This window comes from Muricoccus harenae (genome assembly GCF_009848505.1).
Classification (GTDB): Bacteria; Pseudomonadota; Alphaproteobacteria; order Acetobacterales; family Acetobacteraceae; genus Roseomonas; species Roseomonas harenae.
The window spans coordinates 145301-163512 of record NZ_WWDL01000005.1; the positions used below are offsets into that span (position 1 = coordinate 145301).

16 protein-coding genes are annotated in these 18212 nt (G+C 70.0%); 8 read left to right on the plus strand and 8 right to left on the minus strand.

Annotated features, from left to right (window positions below):
- Positions 1-242: 242 nt before the first annotated feature.
- On the plus strand, positions 243-722 hold the full coding sequence (locus GSE44_RS06105; RefSeq protein WP_159347904.1) for an RrF2 family transcriptional regulator: 480 nt from the start codon (positions 243-245) through the stop codon (positions 720-722).
- A 1-nt stretch (position 723) separates the two neighbouring features.
- Positions 724-1977 (plus strand): HPP family protein, encoded by a 1254-nt coding sequence (locus GSE44_RS06110; protein ID WP_201305951.1) that lies wholly within the window; start codon positions 724-726, stop codon positions 1975-1977.
- Between the two features lie 60 nt (positions 1978-2037).
- Here the strand turns inward: GSE44_RS06110 and GSE44_RS06115 are convergent, their stop codons facing one another.
- From GSE44_RS06115 to GSE44_RS06135, 5 genes are all read right to left on the minus strand, one after another.
- Complete coding sequence (locus GSE44_RS06115; RefSeq protein ID WP_159347905.1) at positions 2038-2250, minus strand: hypothetical protein; 213 nt, start codon at positions 2248-2250, stop codon at positions 2038-2040.
- Positions 2251-2368: 118 nt separating this feature from the next.
- Positions 2369-3601, minus strand: a complete 1233-nt coding sequence (locus tag GSE44_RS06120; protein ID WP_159347906.1) for a YeeE/YedE family protein — start codon at positions 3599-3601, stop codon at positions 2369-2371.
- 130 nt (positions 3602-3731) lie between these two features.
- Entirely contained in the window at positions 3732-5684 is a 1953-nt protein-coding gene (locus GSE44_RS06125) for an AI-2E family transporter (RefSeq protein WP_159347907.1), read from the minus strand.
- Between the two features lie 122 nt (positions 5685-5806).
- Positions 5807-6184, minus strand: a complete 378-nt coding sequence (locus GSE44_RS06130; protein WP_159347908.1) for a response regulator — start codon at positions 6182-6184, stop codon at positions 5807-5809.
- The gene (locus GSE44_RS06135) at positions 6177-7589 is read right to left on the minus strand and encodes a sensor histidine kinase (protein ID WP_159347909.1); all 1413 of its coding nucleotides are present in this window, start codon (positions 7587-7589) and stop codon (positions 6177-6179) included. Before GSE44_RS06135 ends, GSE44_RS06130 begins: the two co-directional genes overlap by 8 nt.
- A 323-nt stretch (positions 7590-7912) precedes the next feature.
- Between GSE44_RS06135 and GSE44_RS06140 the strand changes: the two genes are divergently transcribed.
- The gene (locus GSE44_RS06140) at positions 7913-8137 is read left to right on the plus strand and encodes a zinc-finger domain-containing protein (RefSeq protein ID WP_159347910.1); all 225 of its coding nucleotides are present in this window, start codon (positions 7913-7915) and stop codon (positions 8135-8137) included.
- A gap of 94 nt (positions 8138-8231) precedes the next feature.
- A complete protein-coding gene (gene polA / locus GSE44_RS06145; RefSeq protein WP_408015092.1) occupies positions 8232-11000 on the plus strand; it encodes a DNA polymerase I in 2769 nt (922 codons plus the stop codon).
- Between the two features lie 315 nt (positions 11001-11315).
- On the opposite strand, the gene GSE44_RS06150 is transcribed toward polA, so the two are convergent.
- Positions 11316-12155 carry an amidohydrolase family protein gene (locus tag GSE44_RS06150; RefSeq protein WP_159347912.1) on the minus strand — a complete coding sequence of 280 codons (840 nt, stop codon included), beginning with the start codon at positions 12153-12155 and terminating at the stop codon, positions 11316-11318.
- A gap of 102 nt (positions 12156-12257) precedes the next feature.
- On the opposite strand from GSE44_RS06150, the gene GSE44_RS06155 reads away from it, so the two are divergent.
- The 4 genes from GSE44_RS06155 (at position 12258) to GSE44_RS06170 (ending at position 16751) form a co-directional block, all read left to right on the plus strand.
- Positions 12258-13214 (plus strand): Bug family tripartite tricarboxylate transporter substrate binding protein, encoded by a 957-nt coding sequence (locus tag GSE44_RS06155; protein ID WP_159347913.1) that lies wholly within the window; start codon positions 12258-12260, stop codon positions 13212-13214.
- Between the two features lie 60 nt (positions 13215-13274).
- Positions 13275-13673, plus strand: a complete 399-nt coding sequence (locus GSE44_RS06160; RefSeq protein WP_159347914.1) for a GFA family protein — start codon at positions 13275-13277, stop codon at positions 13671-13673.
- A gap of 244 nt (positions 13674-13917) precedes the next feature.
- Entirely contained in the window at positions 13918-15315 is a 1398-nt protein-coding gene (locus tag GSE44_RS06165) for an MEDS domain-containing protein (protein WP_159347915.1), read from the plus strand.
- A 200-nt stretch (positions 15316-15515) separates the two neighbouring features.
- Positions 15516-16751, plus strand: coding sequence for a sensor histidine kinase (locus tag GSE44_RS06170; protein ID WP_159347916.1), 1236 nt, complete (start codon positions 15516-15518; stop codon positions 16749-16751).
- A gap of 94 nt (positions 16752-16845) precedes the next feature.
- Here GSE44_RS06170 and rpsO read toward each other — a convergent pair whose 3' ends face one another.
- On the minus strand, positions 16846-17112 hold the full coding sequence (rpsO, locus tag GSE44_RS06175) for a 30S ribosomal protein S15 (RefSeq protein WP_235924592.1): 267 nt from the start codon (positions 17110-17112) through the stop codon (positions 16846-16848).
- A gap of 29 nt (positions 17113-17141) precedes the next feature.
- Complete coding sequence (gene truB, locus GSE44_RS06180; RefSeq protein WP_159347918.1) at positions 17142-18110, minus strand: tRNA pseudouridine(55) synthase TruB; 969 nt, start codon at positions 18108-18110, stop codon at positions 17142-17144.
- Positions 18111-18212 lie beyond the last annotated feature (102 nt).

Here is an 18212-nt window from a genome sequence, read left to right on the forward strand (position 1 = left end):
GAATGGGCGAGACTCTTCTGGCGAGGCTCTGTAATCGGCATCGCCGTGCTGAGCTCGCCCCGGGCGTGGACCTGCTGAACGTCGACTGGCAAGCCCATGGGCCTGCAGCGCCGGGATCGTCGCCTTCAACATGGAACTCGTCTGGTCGCTGAGCTGCCAGGTCATGGTGCATCCGAAGGGCGCATCGCTGGTGCCCCTTGTCCGGCCCTGGTTAAAAGATGTGAAGCCGCTACACCTTCATCATGCGCCTGACACTGCACACCGACTACGCCCTGCGCACCCTGATCTATCTCGGCCTCCGCCCGGACCGCCGCGCCTCCATCCGGGAGATCGCGGCGGCGCATCGCATCTCCGAGAACCACCTCGTGAAGGTCGTGCACAATCTCGGCCGCGGCGGGTTCCTGGAGACCACGCGCGGCAAGGGCGGCGGACTTCGCCTCGCCCGGCCGCCCGAGCAGATCAACATCGGCGATGTCATGCGCTTCACCGAGGAGGATATGGCCCTCGTCGCCTGCTTCCAGCCTCCGGGCGAGGGCGGCGGCTGCGTCCTGCTCGATGTCTGCGGCCTTCAATCCCTGCTCGGCGAAGCCCTGGCCGCCTTCCTGGCCGTACTGGACGGGCGCACCCTGGCCCACCTCCTTGCCGGCCGGAACAGGCCCGCCATGGCCGTCCGCCTGGGTCAGCCGGACGCCGTAACTCCCGAAGCGGTCAAGCCCGCCTGAGATGAGCGCAACACCGATCCACCGCCCAGACGCGCCGGGCGGGCGCCCGAAGCTGGCGAGAATACTGGACGGCGTTCCGCCCTGGCTCCGCGGCTTCCTCCCCGCCCCCATGGGAGCCAGCGCCACGGAGCGCCTGCGCGGCTGCTGCGGCGCCCTCGCCGGTCTCCTGCTCACCGCCCTGATCTGCTCCCGGATGGCCGGCGGGTCAGCCAGCCTGCCGATGCTGATCGCACCGCTCGGCGCCTCCGCCGTCCTGCTCTTCGCCGTGCCGGCCAGCCCCCTTGCCCAACCCTGGTCCATCATCGGCGGCAACACCCTCTCCGCCCTGGTCGGCGTGACCTGCGCGCAATGGATCCCCGATCCGCTGCTGGCCGCCCCGCTGGCCGGAGCCCTGGCGATCGGCGCGATGTTCGCCCTGCGCTGCCTCCACCCGCCCGGCGGCGCCATCGCCCTCACCGCCGTCCTCGGCGGCCCGGCCGTCACCGCGGCCGGCTACCACTTCGCCCTCGCCCCCGTGGGGCTGAACTCGATGGTGCTGCTGCTGGCCGCGCTCGCCTTCAACAACGCGACGCGCCGCCCCTATCCGCATCCCCGGCCGCTGGCGCAGCCCAATCCGCACCACACCGGCGACCGCAGCCCCACCGCGCGCCTCGGCATCGCCGCCGAGGACCTGGACGCCGTGCTGCGCGAGCACGACCAACTCCTCGACATCGCCCGCGACGACCTGGAGGAACTGCTCCAGGGCGCCGAAATGCACGCCTATCGCCGCCGCTTCGGCCGCATCATCTGCGCCGACATCATGTCCCGCGATGTCATCACCGTGCGCTTCGGAACGCCGCTGCAGGAGGGCTGGGCCCTGCTGCGCCGGCACGACATCCGCGCCCTGCCGGTGACCGACCCCGACCGCCGCGTGATCGGCATGGTCTCGGACGCCGACTTCATGAAGAACCCGGAGCTGGACCGGCATGACGGGCTGGGCGGGCGCTTCCACCGCCTCATCCGCCGCGCGCGCATCCTCCAGGCCGATCGCCCGGAGGTCGTCGGCCAGATCATGTCAGGCGGAATCCGCACCGTGTCGGAGAGCACCCATATCGCGGAGCTGGTGCCGCTGATGGCCGATGCCGGGCTGCGCCACATCGCGGTGGTGGATGGGGAGCAGCGCCTCTCCGGCATCATCTCCCAGGCCGACCTGATCGCCGCCCTCTACCGCGGTGGCCTGGATGCGGCCCCTGCCACAAGGCTGACGGCAGCCTGACGCGCGCGCCGCCGGGCAGGCGCCGCGCGCGATCCATGCCCTAAGCCGAAGGTCGCGCGCTCAGCTCGTGCCGCTGTTGTCCGTCTTGTCGCTCTCCGCGACCTCGCGCAGCTCCCGCGAGCTGAGCCCCGCCGGCACCGAGCCGGTCAGCGTCCCGTCGCCCGCATCCAGATGCGCCTGGTCCTTCGGCGCGCCCCCGGCGGTGTGGCAGTCCTCCCCGGGCGGCGTGCCTTCCGGGCAGTCCTTCGTCGTGTCGTTATTCGTCCCGCTCATGATTCGTCTCCCCGGCCGGATGCCCGATCCGATGCGGTATCAACGCCCGAGGCGGCCGAGATATGCCCCGCGCTCGAAAGGCCGGGCCGGAAACCCCGCGAACCCGGCCCGGAGTGGCTCAGCAGCCCGTCTGCCGCGGCACCCGCTCCACCTCCAGCCCGAAGAAGGGCCGGAACTGCGTGCCCAGCACGTTGCCGAAGAAGGCCGCCACCATCCACACCCAGCCATGCAGGCTGCCCGAGGCGATGCCCGAGAAATACGCGCCGATATTGCAGCCATAGGCCAGCCGCGCCCCGTAGCCGAGGATCAGCCCGCCCACCACCGCCGCAACGGCGGAACGCAGCGGTACGCGGAAGTTCGGCGCGTAGCGCCCGGCCAGCGCCGCCGCCAGCAGCGCACCGACGATGATCCCGATATCCATCACCGAGGTGACGTCCCGCAGCACGCTGCCATGCAGCGCCGCCTGCTGCGCCGGGCTGGACCAGAAGGGCCAGCTCGCCACGTCGACGCCCATCGCCATCGCCGCCTTGGAACCCCAGAGCGCGAAGGCCGAGGTGATCCCCCAGGGCCGCCCCGCCAGGGCAAGCGTCACGAAATTCAGCACCGCCAGCGCCACCGCCCCGGCCAGGATCGGCCAGGGCCCGCGCAGCAGCCGTGGCAGGCCCGAACGCGAGGGCGTCGCCCCCGTCACCAGCCGCCCATGCCGCCGCCGCTCCAGCACCACCGTCCCCGCTGCGATCAGTGCGAAGACCGCCAGGTTCGCCATCAGCGCCGGCCCCACGCCCCAGGCCGAGACGAGCGAGATCGGCGGCAGATGCGGCAGCGCCGCCCACCAGTGCAGATGCGCCGCCCCCAGGGTCGAGCCCGCCACGAAGGCCAGCAGCGTCAGCACCATCCGCACCGACCCGCCGCCCGCCGTGTAGAGCGTGCCCGAGGCGCAGCCGCCGCCGAGCTGCATCCCGATGCCGAACAGGAAGGCGCCGACGATGACGGAAACGCCCACCGGCGCCACCAGCCCCTGCACCGGCTGGCCGAACAATGTGCCGGCCGACAGCACCGGGAAGAACAGCAGCACCGCGATGGCGAGCATCAGCATCTGCGCCCGCAGCCCCTCGCCGCGCCGGTCCGCGATGAACACCCGCCACGCCGAGGTGAAGCCGAAGGCCGCATGGTACAGCACCAGCCCCAGCGCGCCGCCGAGCAGGTAGAGCGCCGCCTGCCGCGCGCTCACCGCCTGCCCGATCCAGGCCATGCCGAGCAGAAGAAGCAACGCCGCACCCAGCGCGGCCACAGCCTGGACACCCGGCGGCTTCGGCAGCGGCGCGGCGTCGACATAGGTGGAGGCGGACATGGCGGAAATCTCCCGATGCGCGGCGGCAAGGCCGTTCCCACGCGAACTCCCGTGAATTAATGCGGCATTCGAAGGATTTCACGTGGAATTTGGATGCGGGCTGTGCATTCCACACCCGCGCCAATAAACTTCAGCCGCCCGCCGCCTGAACCTCCGCCCCGGCTGCCGTCTTGGGTTCCGTCGCGGCCTCGACCAGGCACACCACCGCATCCCGCAGCGACCGCGCCTCGCAAAGTCCACCTCCCTCCTCCCGCAACGCCGCCAGCACCGGGTTGTCGCGCTCCGCGCCCCACACGCCTGCCACCAGCACCGCTTCGGGAAAGCGTCGCCGCAATCGCCGCATGGCATAGCGCACGCTCGCCGCCCCGCCGCCGCCATCCAGTGCCGACAGCACCACCGCCCGCACCCCCTCCGACGCCCCCTCGGGCACCTTTGACGCCCCGCGCAGCGCGTCATTGGGCAGAACCCGCGTGCCAAACCCCTTCATCGCCAGCACCTGGGCCAGCATCGCTGTCGCCTGCTCGTCCAGCCGCCCCCGCCCGGCCACGCAAAGCACCGCGCCCGGCGCCTCCCAATCCGGCGGCAGCTCCGAATCCGGAAGCGGCTCCACGGCCTTGTTGTCCTCAGGCTCCACCGGCCCGTCCGCTACCAGCGCCTCCGCGTCCTCATGGTCCGAGAGGTCGTCCAGCAGCCCGTCCACCCGCGTCCGCAGCACGTCCAGCCGCGCCCTGTTCAGCGCCCCGCGGGCGGCATCCCCCTGCGCCAGGGCGAGCCCCGGCAGCGCCACCGTGTCGTAGTAGCCCTGCAGCGGCAGCGTCCGCAGTTGCAGCTCCGCCTGCTCCGCCAACCCGTCCCCGTCCCCGGCCAGTGCCCGCTGGTAGAAGGCTTCGGGCGGAGCCAGCGCCGCGCGGTCCCCCAGCATCACATCCAGGAACTCCAGCCGGTCCACATGCCGGCCCAGCACCACCAGCCCCACCGTCAGCGGCGTCGCCAGCAGCAGCCCGATCGGGCCCCAGAGCCAGGCCCAGAAGGCCGTGGCCAGCAGCACGGCAACCGGCGAAAGCCCGGTGGAATGCCCGTAGACCATCGGCTCCAGCACCTGCGCCATCACCGGCTCCGCCACGCCGAACAGCAGCACCACCCAGATCAGCATGGTCCAGCCCGGATCCACCGCGATGGCCAGCAGCACCGGGAAGGCCGCCGCGATGAAGCCGCCGATGAAGGGCACGAAGCGCATCAGTCCCGCGATCACGCCCCAGAGCAGCGGATTGGGAATCCCGATCGCCCAGAGCCCGACCGTGATCATCAGCCCAAAGCCGGTATTCAGCGCAGTCTGCGCCAGGAAGTAGCGCGAGAGGCGGGACGCCGCCTCGTTCAGCGCCGCCGTCGTCCTCTGCAGGTCGCGCGAGCCCATCAGCTTGATCAGCCGATCCCGCAAATCCTCCCGGTACAGCAACAGGAACACCACGAAGACGATCACAATGCCCGTGGTGGCCACCGGCCCCAGCAGCGGTCCGACCACCCGCTGCATCACCGTCAGCACCCCCGGCGTCGGCTCCCGCACCTCCACTGGCAGCGGGGGCAGCCCGGCCGCGGGCGCGGTGGGGGAAGGGGTTTCGCTCCGCTGGGCCAGGCTCTTGCCCAGCTCCTGCAGCATCCCCGAGACATGCCCGACCAGCCCCTCGTCGCTGAACACCCCGTCCAGCTTCCGCATCACCGTCGACTGGTAATAGGGCAGCTCGTTCGCCAGGTCCGCCAGCTGCCGCCCCATCAGCGCGCCGACGCCCGAGATCACGCCCACCGCCAGCAGCACCCCCAGGATTTCGGACGCCACACGCGGCACGCCCACCTTGCGGAATCCCCGCACCACCGGCGCCAGCACAAAGGCCAGCAGCACCGCCAGGGCCAGCGGCACCAGCAATTCCCGCGTGAAATACAGCACCGCCACCAGCGCGATACCGGCATAGAGGATCCCGGGCCCGCTCACGGGCGCCCCCGCCGCCGCCACCCCGGCGGAAAGGCTGGACGCGGAAAGCCCCGCAACCCGGGAGGGGTCGGGGCGGGGTGCGATGGGGTCCGACATGGTCTCCACATGGCTAGAGGACCGGGACGGAACGTCGAGCGCGGCCTTTGGTCACAGGAGCAGACGGGGAACGAAGGAATTCCCCTGGGCCACATCTTTTCCTTGCGGCAAGCGTGCGGGGATCAGTGCACCCTGGCGAGCACCCGCGCGAGCAGCGCCTTGTCCAGAGGCTTCTCGCAGCGTGGCACGTGGGCATAGGCCTCCGGGATCACCAGCGCGTCGTAGCCAGTCGCGAAGATGAAGGGCACGCCGCGGGCGGCGAGCGCCTCCGCCACCGGATAGACCCGCTTGTTCCGCAGGTTGATATCGAGCACCGCGCCATCCATCCGCGCGCCTTCCTGCTCCACCAGGGCCAGCGCATCCTCCACCGAGCCCACCGGGCCGAGCACCTCCACCCCCTGCTCCTCAAGCGACCGCACCAGCTCCAGCGCGACCATGTAGTCGTCCTCCACGATCAGCAGCCGCCGCCCGCGAAGCGCGTTCCGTGTCCCATCATCCATGCCCCGGACCCGCACCGTTCAGGCCCACGGGCACCGCAATGGCGCAGCGCACGCCATCCGGACCGAATTCCAGGCTCGTCCTGGCCCGCAGCTGATAAGGCAGCGCGCGTTCGATCAGTTCGCTGCCATAACCCTTCCGCATGGGCAGCCCGGCCCCGGGCAGGGTCACCCCGCTCTCGCGCCATTCCAGCGAAACGACGGGCTCGGCACCTCCCCTCTCGATGTTCCAGCGCACTGACAGACGGCCGGTCCCCTGCCCCAGCGCGCCGTATTTCACCGCATTGGTGGCAAGCTCGTGCAGCGCCAGCCCGAGCGCCTGGGCCGAGATGGCCGGCAGCGCAACCGGCGGCCCATCCACGCTGATCTTGCCGGATTCGAGCGCGCCGTCGCCATGCGCGCGAAGCTCGGCCTCCAGCAGCATGTGCAGGTCGATACCATGGTGGTCCAACCGCGCCAGCAGCCCCTGCACCCGCCCCAGCGCCCGCAGCCGCCCCTCGAACTCGGTTTGGAACTCCTCCAGCGATGCCGCCTTCCGGATCGTCTGGCTCGTGATTGACTGCACCACCGCCAGCAGGTTCCGCGTCCGGTGCTGCAACTCCGCCACCAGCACCTCCTGCCGGTCCTGCAGCCCGCGCAGCTCGTGGATATCCGTCATCGTGCCGACCCACTCGCTCGCGGCGCCCTGCGCCGGATCCACCGGCCGGGCGCGGGTCTGGTGCCACCGGTATTCGCCATCCCTGGCCCGCCGGACGCGGTGTTCCAGGTAGTATTCGCCCGTCTCCACGGCCTCGCCCCATCGCTCCAGCGTCGCCATCCGCTCGTCGGGATGGATCGCCTCCAGCCAGCCATGCCCAAGGCTCTCCTCCGGGCCCAACCCGGTGAAGTCGATCCATTGCGGGCTGGCCCAGCTCCGCCCGCCATCGGGGGCCGTCCGGAACACGAGTTGCGGAACGCTGGTGGCCAGCAGCCGGAACCGCTCCTCCCTTTCCCGCAGCGCCTCTTCCGCCCGGTGGTGCTCGGTGCGGTCACGCACGATCTTCACGAACCCCTCGCCGGGGCTCCGGAGCGGCATCATCACCCCCGAGGCCCAGAAGCGCGTGCCGTCCTTCCGCCGGTGCCAGCGCTCGTCCTCGGCGCGGCCCGTCCGCCCGGCCTCCACCCGCTCGGCCTCGTGGACGCCGGCCGCCCGGTCCTCCGGGGTGTAGATCACATCAGCGCTCGACCCGACGATCTCGCCCTCCGCATAACCGAACACCCTCTCCGCACTGATGTTCCAGCTCGTCGCCGTTCCATCGGGCGCCACGGTGAAGATCGCGAAATCGGTCGAGCTCTCGACAAGGATTTCGAACAGCTCTTTCTCCCGAGCTGGCTTCGGATCCGTCGAAAAGGCTGATCGGTTACTCACGGGGGGGGGGGTCCTTGCATTCCGGCCGTTGGGTGATGCGCCTGCCCTGGCCGGTGCGATCCGGCCGGTACCATGGGCAGACAGGCGCCCCGGCGCTCGGCGCAGCTTTCCCGCCCTCGTCGGCGGCGGCACATAAGACCGCCTTTCGCGGCGGCCACAATGCTGGAGGTTATAGACGCCCGGTTTAATGGTCCGGATCTTCGCCGCCGGCAGTCGGCCCCCTACGCACCAGAGCTTGCTTGCCAAAGCTGGCCGGATCGCCGCCCCGCGCCTATCTTCCGGCCGGACCACCCCCGCGATCCCTCCAGAGAAACCAGGCCCCGATGCGCGATCCCGACTTCACCGGCTACACCCCCAACCGCGTCCAAGGCGTGACGGCCGAGGAGGTGATCCAGGTCACCTCCCGCCATGTCTTCTGCGATGGCGGCAGCGTCGCCCTCGGCCATCCCGGCATCTGGCTGCGGATTGAGGGCGAGGAGATCACCTGCCCCTATTGCTCCCGCACCTATCACCTCGCCCCCGGCACCGGCGACGACGGCCATCATTAAGAGCACGGGCATCACCGAAACCATGTCCAGCGAGCGCGCGAGCGCCGACGAGGCAGCCGACAAGGCCCCCGTCGCCGATCCCATCACCGCGGAGGTGAACCCGGACCGCCACCTCATCCTGGTGGACGGCTCCGGCTACATCTTCCGCGCTTTCCACGCGCTGCCGCCGATGACCAACCCGGCCGGCGTGCCGGTGAACGCCGTCTTCGGCTTCACCCAGATGCTGGCCAACTTCCTGTCCAAGCATGCCGGCAGCCATATCGCGGTGGTGTTCGACGCCTCGCGCTCCACGTTCCGCAACCAGATCTACGCCGAGTACAAGGCCCACCGCCCCGAGGCCCCGCCAGAGCTGATCCCGCAATTCGGCCTGATCCGCGAGGCGACCGACGCCTTCTGCGTCGCCCGCGTGGAGCTGGACGGCTACGAGGCCGACGACCTGATCGCCGCCTATGCCACCGAATTCGCGAAGGATGGCGGCAACGTCACCATCGTCTCCTCCGACAAGGACCTGATGCAGCTGGTGGATGGCAACATCCGCATGCTGGACCCCATCAAGCAGAAGCCCATCCACGCCGCCGAGGTGATGGAGAAGTTCGGCGTGCCGCCCTCCAAGGTGGTGGAGGTGCAGGCGCTCGCCGGCGATTCCACCGACAACATCCCCGGCGTCCCCGGCATCGGCATCAAGACCGCCGCCCAGCTCATCGAGCAATATGGCGATGTCGAGACGCTCCTCTCCCGCCTCTCTGAGATCAAGCAGCCCAAGCGCCGCCAGGCCCTCGAAGAAAACGCCGAGAAGGCCCGCATCTCCCGCAAGCTGGTGGAGCTGGACCGCAACACGCCGCTTCCCTGCCCGATGGAGGAGTTGCTCACCCGCGCGCCGGATACAGGCAAGCTCATCGCCTTCCTGAAGTCCCACGGCTTCCGCAGCGTCCAGCACCGGCTGGGCCTCGACGCCAATGGCGAAACCCCGGTCTCGCGCCCCGCCGGCCCTGCCCCCGCTCCCACGGCGCTGGACCTGCCCGCCGAGGGCGCCCCCTTCGGCCCCTACGAGACCATCACCACCATCGACGCGCTGCACGCCTTCGCCAATGCCGCGCGTGCATCCGGCATCATGGCGCTCGACACCGAGACGACGAGCCTCGACGCGCTGAACGCCTCCCTCGTTGGCGTCTGCATGGCAGTGGCGCCCGGAAAGGCCGCCTATCTCCCGCTGCGCCACGAAGGCACGGACATGCTCACCCCCGCGCCCGAGCAGCTGCCCTTCGATTCCACCATCGAGGTCCTGCGCCCGCTCCTCGCGGACCCGTCCGTCCTCAAGATCCTGCACAACGCGAAATACGATCTCGAGGTCCTCGGCCGCGAGGCGAATGGCGCGCTGGAGGTGTCTCCTGTCGACGACACCATGATGATCTCCTACAGCCTCGATGCCGGCCGCCACGGGCACGGCATGGACGAGCTGTCGCGCCGTCACCTCTCCCACCAGCCCATCACCTATGACGAGGTCACGGGCACAGGCCGCACGCGCAAGCCCTTCGCGCAGGTCCCGCTGGACATGGCAACTGCCTATGCCGCCGAGGATGCCGACGTCACGCTGCGCCTCTGGCAGGCGCTCAAGCCGCGTCTCCGCACCGACAAGGCGCTGGCGCTCTACGAGCAGGTCGAGCGCCGCATGATCACCGTCCTGCGGGACATGGAGATCGCGGGCATCAAGGTGGACGGCCCCGCCCTCAAGCAGACCGGCGCCGAATTCTCCGAGCGCATGGCCGCGCTGGAGAAGGAAATCCACGAGATCGCCGGCCGTCCCTTCGCGGTGGGCTCACCCAAGCAGCTCGGCGACATCCTGTTTGGCGAGATGGGCCTGCAGGGCGGCCGCAAGGGCAAGTCCGGCGCCTATTCCACCGATGCCGCGACACTTGAGGAACTCGCCGCCAGCACCGGCCACCCGCTGCCCCGCAAGGTGCTGGACTGGCGCCTGCTGTCGAAGCTGAATTCCACCTATGTGGAAGGCCTTCAGGCGCAGCTTGCGTCGGATGGCCGTATCCACACCGATTTCTCCATGGCCATAACCAGCACCGGCCGCCTTTCCTCCACCGAGCCCAACCTCCAGAACATCCCCATCCGCACCGAGGAAGGCGTGCGCATCCGCCGCGCCTTCGTGGCCGAGCCGGGCCACCTGCTGCTGGCGGCCGACTACTCCCAGATCGAGCTGCGTCTCCTGGCCCATGTCGCCCAGGTGCCCGCCCTGCTGGAGGCCTTCGCCACCGGCCAGGACATCCACGCGCGCACGGCCTCGGACATCTACCGCATCCCGCTGGACCAGGTGGACCGCGAGGCGCGACGCCGCGCCAAGACCATCAATTTCGGCATCATCTACGGCATGTCCGCCTTTGGCCTGGCCGGCCGCCTCGGCATCGGCCCCGCCGAGGCACGCGGCATCATCGACGCCTATTTCGCCCAGTATCCGGGCATCCGCGACGCCATGGAGCGCTTCAAGGAAGACGCCCGCACCAACGGCTATGTCGAAACCCCCTTCGGCCGGAAGCTCTGGATCCCCGAGATCGCCTCGAAGAACCAGGGGCTGCGCGGCAATGCCGAGCGCGCGGCCATCAACGCCCCCTTCCAGGGCGGCGCGGCCGAGGTGATCAAGCGCGCCATGGTCCGCCTCCCCTCCGCCCTGCGCGAGGCAGGGCTGCGCGCCCGCATGCTCCTCCAGGTGCATGACGAGTTGGTCTTCGAAGTGCCCGAGGCGGAGGTGGAAGCCACAAAGCCGGTCGTGCGCGGGATCATGGAGAATGTCGCCAGCCTGGCAGTGCCGCTCGCGGTCGAGATCGGGACGGGGCATTCATGGGCCGAGGCGCATTGAACCGCGCCCAGAGGACGATGCGTTCACCTCGGCCGGCATGACGCAGGCCCGGCGAGCAGCTGCATGGGCCGAGGCATCGGCAACCCAGCGGCGGCTGGCCGATGTGCCTGGTGCGGCGAAGGACCGCATGAAGGCCGAAACCTGCACCAGCGCCGTGCGCGAGCGCGCCGAGCGCGGTCTTCGAGGTTAAGCGCACCCGCCCATCGCAACGCGCCCGCAGCGGCACGCCCTTTCGCGCTGGCCGGTGTGCAGCCTGCCCCGCCGCCTTTCGGCCCGCTCGGGCGGGCGCAGGATCACTTCACAGGCCCGGCGATATCAGAAGTCGTAGAGCCGCGCCGGATTCGTCACGAGAATGGCGTGGCGCGTGGCTTCATCCGGCGCCCAAAGCCCCATCAAATCCAGCAGCGGCGCCACGTCCGGCTTCGGCTCCGGCGCATTGGGATGCGGCCAGTTGGACCCCCAGACCATCCGCTCCGGCGCCGCCTTGACCAAGGCCCGCGCCACCGCCGCCACATCCGCATAGTCCGGCGGCCCGCTGCGCGACACGCCATAGGGCGAGGACAGCTTCACCCAGACCCGCCCGGTCTGCACCAGCCGCAGCAGCGCCTGCACCGCCGGCGCCTCGGGTAGCACCGGGTCATGGAAGCGCCCGACATGGTCGATCACCACGGGGCAGGGCAGGTTGCGGATCAGCGCCTCGCGCTCTTCCATCTCCCCGCCGTCGAACTGCAGCTGCACATGCCATCCCAGCGGCTCCACATGCGCCGCCAGCGCATGAAGCCGCTCCCAGGGCACCACCCCGCCCTTCAGCAGGAAGGCCCGCGCCCCGCGCGCCCCCGCGGCATGCAGCCGCCGCAGCTCCGCCGCCGGCGTCTCGGGCGTCACCACCACCACCGCTCGCGCCGCGTCCAGGCCCAGCGCCGCGACCGCATCCAGCGTGCAGGCATTATCCGCCCCATAGGCCGTGGGCTGCACCACCACCGTCCGCGACAGGCCAAGCTGCGCCTGCACCGCCCGATAGGCCGCCAGGTCATAGTCATGCGGCACGGGCGAAGGGTTGGTGGGGGCCACGGGATAGCGTTCCGCCGGCCCGTAGATGTGCATATGGCAATCCACTGCGCCGGGCGGCGTGGCGAATTCGGGTGTCTTGGGCATGGCGTCTCCTCGGTGCCGCCAGCCAAGCCCGGTCCGGTCCGGTTGTCCACCGGCGGTGGCGGGCCCTAAGCTCGTCCCAAACGCAGGCAAAACGAGGAAACGATGTTCGGACGCAGGCAGATTCTGGCCGGCACGGCCGCGATGGCGGCCACCGCTCCCTGGCACGGCGCGAAGGCCGCCTGGGAACCCACGCGCCCCATCCAGATCATCGTCGGCTTCGCCCCCGGCGGCGGCGCCGACCTTGCCGCCCGCGCTATCGCCGAGGCCGCCTCCCCCTTCTTCCCGGCGCCGCTGGTGGTCATCAACCGCCCCGGCGCGGGCGGCGCCATCGCGGCCGAACATGTGGCCGGACTTCCGCCGGACGGGCTGAACCTGCTGGTCGGCGGCGGCAGCGAAAGCACCTCGCTCCCCGCATTCCGCAAGCTGCCCTACGATCCCAAGCGCTCCTTCCGCGCCATCATCCGCCTGACGCGCCAGCCCCTGCTGATCGTCGCCCATCGCGACAGCCGCTTCCGGGACCTGAAATCCGTCGTGGCCGAAGCGAAGGCGAAGCCCGGCACCGTCTCCCACGCCTCATCCGGCATCGGCTCGATCTATCACGCGGTCTTCGTGCTGCTGTCCCAGAAGGCCGGGATCGAGCTGCTGCACGCTCCCTTCACCGGTGGCGCCCCATCCCTCCAGGCGCTGCTCTCGAAGACCGTGGAACTCGCCGTCCTCGCGCCCGAGGAAATGGCCGGCGTCGTGGCCTCGGGCGATGTCCGCCCCCTGGCCGTCGCCTCCGAGCAGCGCCTGCCCAACTTCCCCGATGTCCCCACCATCCGCGAACTGGGCTGGGAGGTGGTGGCCGAGAACATGAAAGGCCTCTGCGCCCCCGCCGGCCTGTCCGACGAAGCCTATGCCAGCCTGCACGACCGCTTCCGCCGCGGCATGCAAAGCCCAGTCTGGCACAACTTCCTCCAGCGCACCGGCGCCATGGACGGCTATCTGGACGGGCCCGGCTTCCAGCAGGTGACGGACCGTGTCATCGACGCCCTGCGCGGCGTGGTCGAGCCGAGCTGAGAAACACGGTCCCAGGAGGCGCCGCCTCCCGGACTCCACCAGCTGTTTGAGGTGATGCATATGCGCGAGGTGTTCGAGGGCGGGTGCCTTTGCGGGGCCTCGCGCTACAGGGCGCGGGGCGCGCCGCTCAACATCCGCGTCTGCCATTGCCGCCTCTGCCAGAAGGCCATCGGCGCGGCCTTCAACGCCCGCGTGCTGATGCGGCGCGAGGCGGTGGAACTCACCGGCCCGATTGGCCGCGCGGCCTCTTCGCCCGATCTGAAGCGCGGCTTCTGCACGCAATGCGGCACCACCCTCTTCGCCGAGCGCGCAAGCATGGGCTTCATGGGCCTCACCTTCGGCAGCCTCGACACGCCGGAAGCCTTCCAGCCCACCGAGCACATCTGGACCTTCAGCAAGCAACCCTGGCTCAGGCTCGATGACGGCCTGCCGCAATATCCTGAGGGACCGCCCGGCTGAGACCGCCCGGCTGAGACCGCTGGGCCGATCCGCGGCAGCCTCGCCCAACCGCCCGCCCGGCGCCATGGCATCATCGACAGGAGCCCGCGACGAGGCGTAGAACGCGCCGCGGTCACAAAGATCTCTTTGCGGGCCTCAAGACATTCTCATCCCCGGCGGTGCCGCTTTGACGTACAGAATGCCCTCATCCGAACGCGTGGCCTCCCGATGACCAATCGCCATGAGTTCCGGAGGGGGAGTCCCCATGCCTGACGACGTCAACAGCGGCATCGAAGCGGTCGGCCGGGTGGGCTGGGGCACGCATTTCTGCCAGTTCTACGAGACCGCCGACGACCTCGTGAGCACGCTGGTGCCCTATTTCAAGGCCGGGCTCGATGGGGGAGAGCGGTGCATGTGGGTCACCGCCCAGCCGCTACGCGCCACGGAGGCGACCGACGCCTTGCGCAACGCCGTGCCGGACCTGGACCGGCGGCTCGCGCGGGGCGACATCGAGATCCTGGACCACGACCGCTGGTACCATTCGGGTGGCGGCAAGATGGGCGCCGATGCCGTCATCGCCGGCTGGCTGCAGCGGAAGGACGAGGCCCTGGCCCAGGGCTATGCCGGCATGCGCGTCACCGGCAACACCTACTTCCTCGAGGCGGATGACTGGGAATCCTTCGCCGAATACGAGGAGAAGGTGAATGACTGCTTCTGCAATCAGCGCATCCTCACGCTCTGCAGCTACTGCACGCTCCGCTGCGATGCAGGTGGCGTCCTCGACGTCGTGCAGAACCACGAATTCGCCCTGGCGCGCCGCCGTGCGACATGGGCCATGATCGAGAGCAGTTCGGTCAAGCAGGCCAAGGAAGCGCTCGCGCGGGCCAATGCCGAACTCGAGCTGCGCGTGGAGCAGCGGACCGCGGATCTCCGCAAAGCCGTCGTCGAGAAGGACATCCTCCTCAAGGAGGTCCACCACCGGGTCAAGAACAACCTTCAGGTCGTCGCCGCCCTCATCCAGCTGAGGGCGAGGCAGTCATCCGATCCCGCCGGACGCGAGGCCTTCGCCGAGACCCTCAGGCGCATCAAGGCCATGAGCCTCGTGCACGACCAGCTTTACGGTGGCCAGGACACCAGCGGCATCAATCTGGCCGAATATCTGGGCTCGCTCGCCGCGGCGACCGCGTCCAGCTACGGCATGTCCGGTCAGGTGGCGATCGAGGTTGCCCCATGCGAGGACCTCGTGGACCTGAACACGGCCGTGCCTCTCGGCCTCGCGGCGGCCGAAGCCCTGGCGAATGCCCTGAAGCACGGCTTCCCCCAGGGCAGGCGCGGCCATCTGCGGCTCGCCTTCCGCGCTCCGACGGAGGAGAAGGAAGGGGAACTCACCATCCAGGACGATGGTATCGGCCTCCCGGACCCGATGCCCGCCAATCCAAGGGGTGCCGGCCTCTCCCTCGCAACCGCGCTCGCACGCCAGATCGGGGGGCAGGTTTCGCTGACGGGCCATAACGGGACGCTGTGGCGCCTTACCTATCCCGCACCCTCGGCCCGGGGTAGCGCGATCGGAATGCAAGCCGCCGCGTCCCGGAACGGTCCGCCGCAGGACGGGGCCGCCCGGGCGCGCGCATTCTCGCCGCAGACAACAGGCCAGGGCGTTTGAGGCCAGGGCGTTTGAGGTAGGCGCATCTGAGCGGAGAACGCTCGGGCGCTGAGGGGCAGTAACCGGCACTCCACCCCGGGTGACGTCGCGCCTTCAACCCCTCCTCACCCGAGCCCTTCACCATGGGCCGGCCGTATCCGCGAGCGCGTCACCGGACGCCGAAGGCCGCAAACATTCGGCGCCCGGCCCGTTGTGGCGCCATGGCCACGAAATCTCACCGTGACTCCCCGGCCGGCACCGACCTCGCGGCGGAAGTCCGGCGCCTCCGCCTCCACCAGCGCATCCTACGGGACTTCGGGCGCATCGCGCTCGAAGACCTGGAGGTGAAGCCGCTGCTCCAGCGCGCCACCGCCCAGGCCGCCCGCGCCACGGGCGTCGCCCACACCAAGATCATGCGCTACCGCACCGAGCACGGCGACCTGCTCGCCGAGGCCGGGGTTGGCTGGCGCCCGGGCGTGGTCGGCAAGGCCCGCTTCGGCATCGACACCGCCTCCCCTCCGGGCCGCGCCCTGCAGACCGGCCAGCCGGTGCTGATCGACGACATCCGCGGCCATCCGGAGTTCCGTATTCATCCGACTTTCGCCGAGCACGGCCTCGTCGCGCTCCTGAACGTGCCCATCCGCTTCGACGGCATCATCTGGGGCACGCTGGAGGCCGATAGCGAACAGCCCGGCCACTTCGACGAGCTCGACATCGAGTTTCTTGAGACCATGGCATCGCTCGTCGCGGGCACCCTGCAGCGCCACCAGGCTGCCGCGCAGGCGGAGGCCGCGGCGGCCGAGGTGGCGGTACGCGCCGAGCGCCGGGCAATCCTCCTTCGCGAGCTTCAGCACCGGGCCAAGAACAATCTCGGCCTCGTTGTCTCCCTGCTGGGCCGCGAGAGGCGGACCGCGAGCGCCCAGCAGGACACCCGCGCCGCCGACCGGCTGGGAACCCTGATGCAACGCGTCACCGCCATCGCCCTGGCGCAGGACCGCCTCTCGGGCACGGAAGGCGGCGGGATGGGGGACGGAACCGGCACCAACCTCGCGGGCTACCTGCAGGCCCTCCTCGGCAGCCTGGAACTGAGCCTGGACGACAGGGTGGTTTTCGAAGCCGATCTCGAAGACTGCATGCTGCCCTTCGACAAGGCCGTCGCCGCGGGCCTGGTGGTGAACGAGCTGGTCACCAACGCTGTCAAGCACGCCTATCCGGAAGGCGAGGAAGGCGCGGTGCGGATCTCGCTCCATGTCGATGAGGCGAAGGCCGAGGCAGCGCTCACTGTCTCCGACGACGGCCGCGGCACCGATGCCCCAGCCCCGGAGGAGCGAAAGGCCGGCGGCGGGCAGGGGCTCGACCTCCTGCGCCTCCTCGCCCAGCAGCTTGGCGGCGAGATCGAGCGCGGAACGCCAGAGCGCGGCACCAGCATCACCGTGCACTTCCCGCTGATCCCGTAGGGCTCCAGCCACGAAAAAGGGGTCTCCGGCGCAGGCCGAAGACCCCTTTTCGCAACCAAGCGATCCGGGAAGGCAGTGCCCTCCCGGCGTCACCTTAGCGGCGCAGACCCAGACGCCCGATCAGGCTCTCGTAGCGCTGCTGGTTCTTCCGCTTCACATAGTCCAGCAGCCCGCGGCGCTGGCCAACGAGCACGAGCAGGCCGCGCCGGGAGTGGAAGTCCTTCGGATGGGCCTTCATGTGCTCGGTCAGCGACGAAATGCGCTCGGAGAGCAGGGCGACCTGCACTTCGGGCGAACCGGTGTCGCCGGGAGCGGTCGCGTATTCCTTGATGAGCGCCGTGCGGCGCTCCGGAGTGATCATCGACATCGGGATGTCCTAGGGAGAAGGGTTCAGGATCCGCCGCGGGCGAGCCAACGCTCGGGACGGAGCAACCCCTCCCCAAGCCTGCACAATCCCATCAGGCGCTCCCCCACCAGCACACGGACCAACCCGCCATCGGGGTTGGCAGCCTGCGGAACCCGGCCCATGAACTCGACCAGGGACAATTCCTGGCCAAATGACAGCCGAGCGGCCTCCGCTTCGGTAACGGCCAGTGCCGGGATGTCGTCCAGCGCGGTCGTCACCGGCAGCAGAAGCGCCGGGGAAGGAGGCCGGGTATCCCCCGTAACGATCAGGCTGTCCAGCGGAATCGCGTGCTCCTCGCGGAAGGGCCCGACCCGCAGCCGCCGCAGCGCCGCGATATGCCCCACCGTCCCCGCCGCCCGCGCCAGGTCCCGCGCGAGGGACCGCATGTACACGCCCTTGCCGCTCTGCACATGGAAGATGGCGGTGTCGGCATCCACCCGCTCCACCAGATCGAAGCGGTCCACCCGCGCCGGCCGGGGCTGCAGCTCCACCACCTGCCCCTCGCGCGCCAGGTCATAGGCGCGCTCGCCCCCGATCTTGATCGCGGAATAGATCGGCGGCACCTGCATGATGTCGCCCCGGAAGGCCGGCAGCGCCGCCTCCAGCTCCTCATTCGTCGGCCGGTGGTCGGAGGTCGCGATGGTCTTTCCGTCCGCGTCGTCCGAATCCCGCTCGTCGCCCATCTTCAACGTGAAGCGGTAGACCTTGGTGCTGTCCATGACATAGGGCACCGCCTTGGTCGCCGCCCCGAAGGCGATCGGCAGGAGCCCGGTGGCCAGCGGGTCCAACGTCCCGCCATGGCCCACCTTCTGCGCGTCGAAGGCCCGCTTCAGCTTGGTCACGACATCGGTGGACCCCATGCCGGTGGGCTTGTCGATGATCAGCCACCCATCCAGCGGCCGCCCCTTCGGCTTGCGGTTCCGCCCACGATGCCCGCCACCCTGTCCCGCCATGCGCGGCCTGCCCCTTTGTCCCGGACCGGCGCGAACGCGGTCATGATGCCTGCCCCGGCCTTCGACAGGCCGGGAGGGCGGCCCTCTAGCACCAGCCGCGCC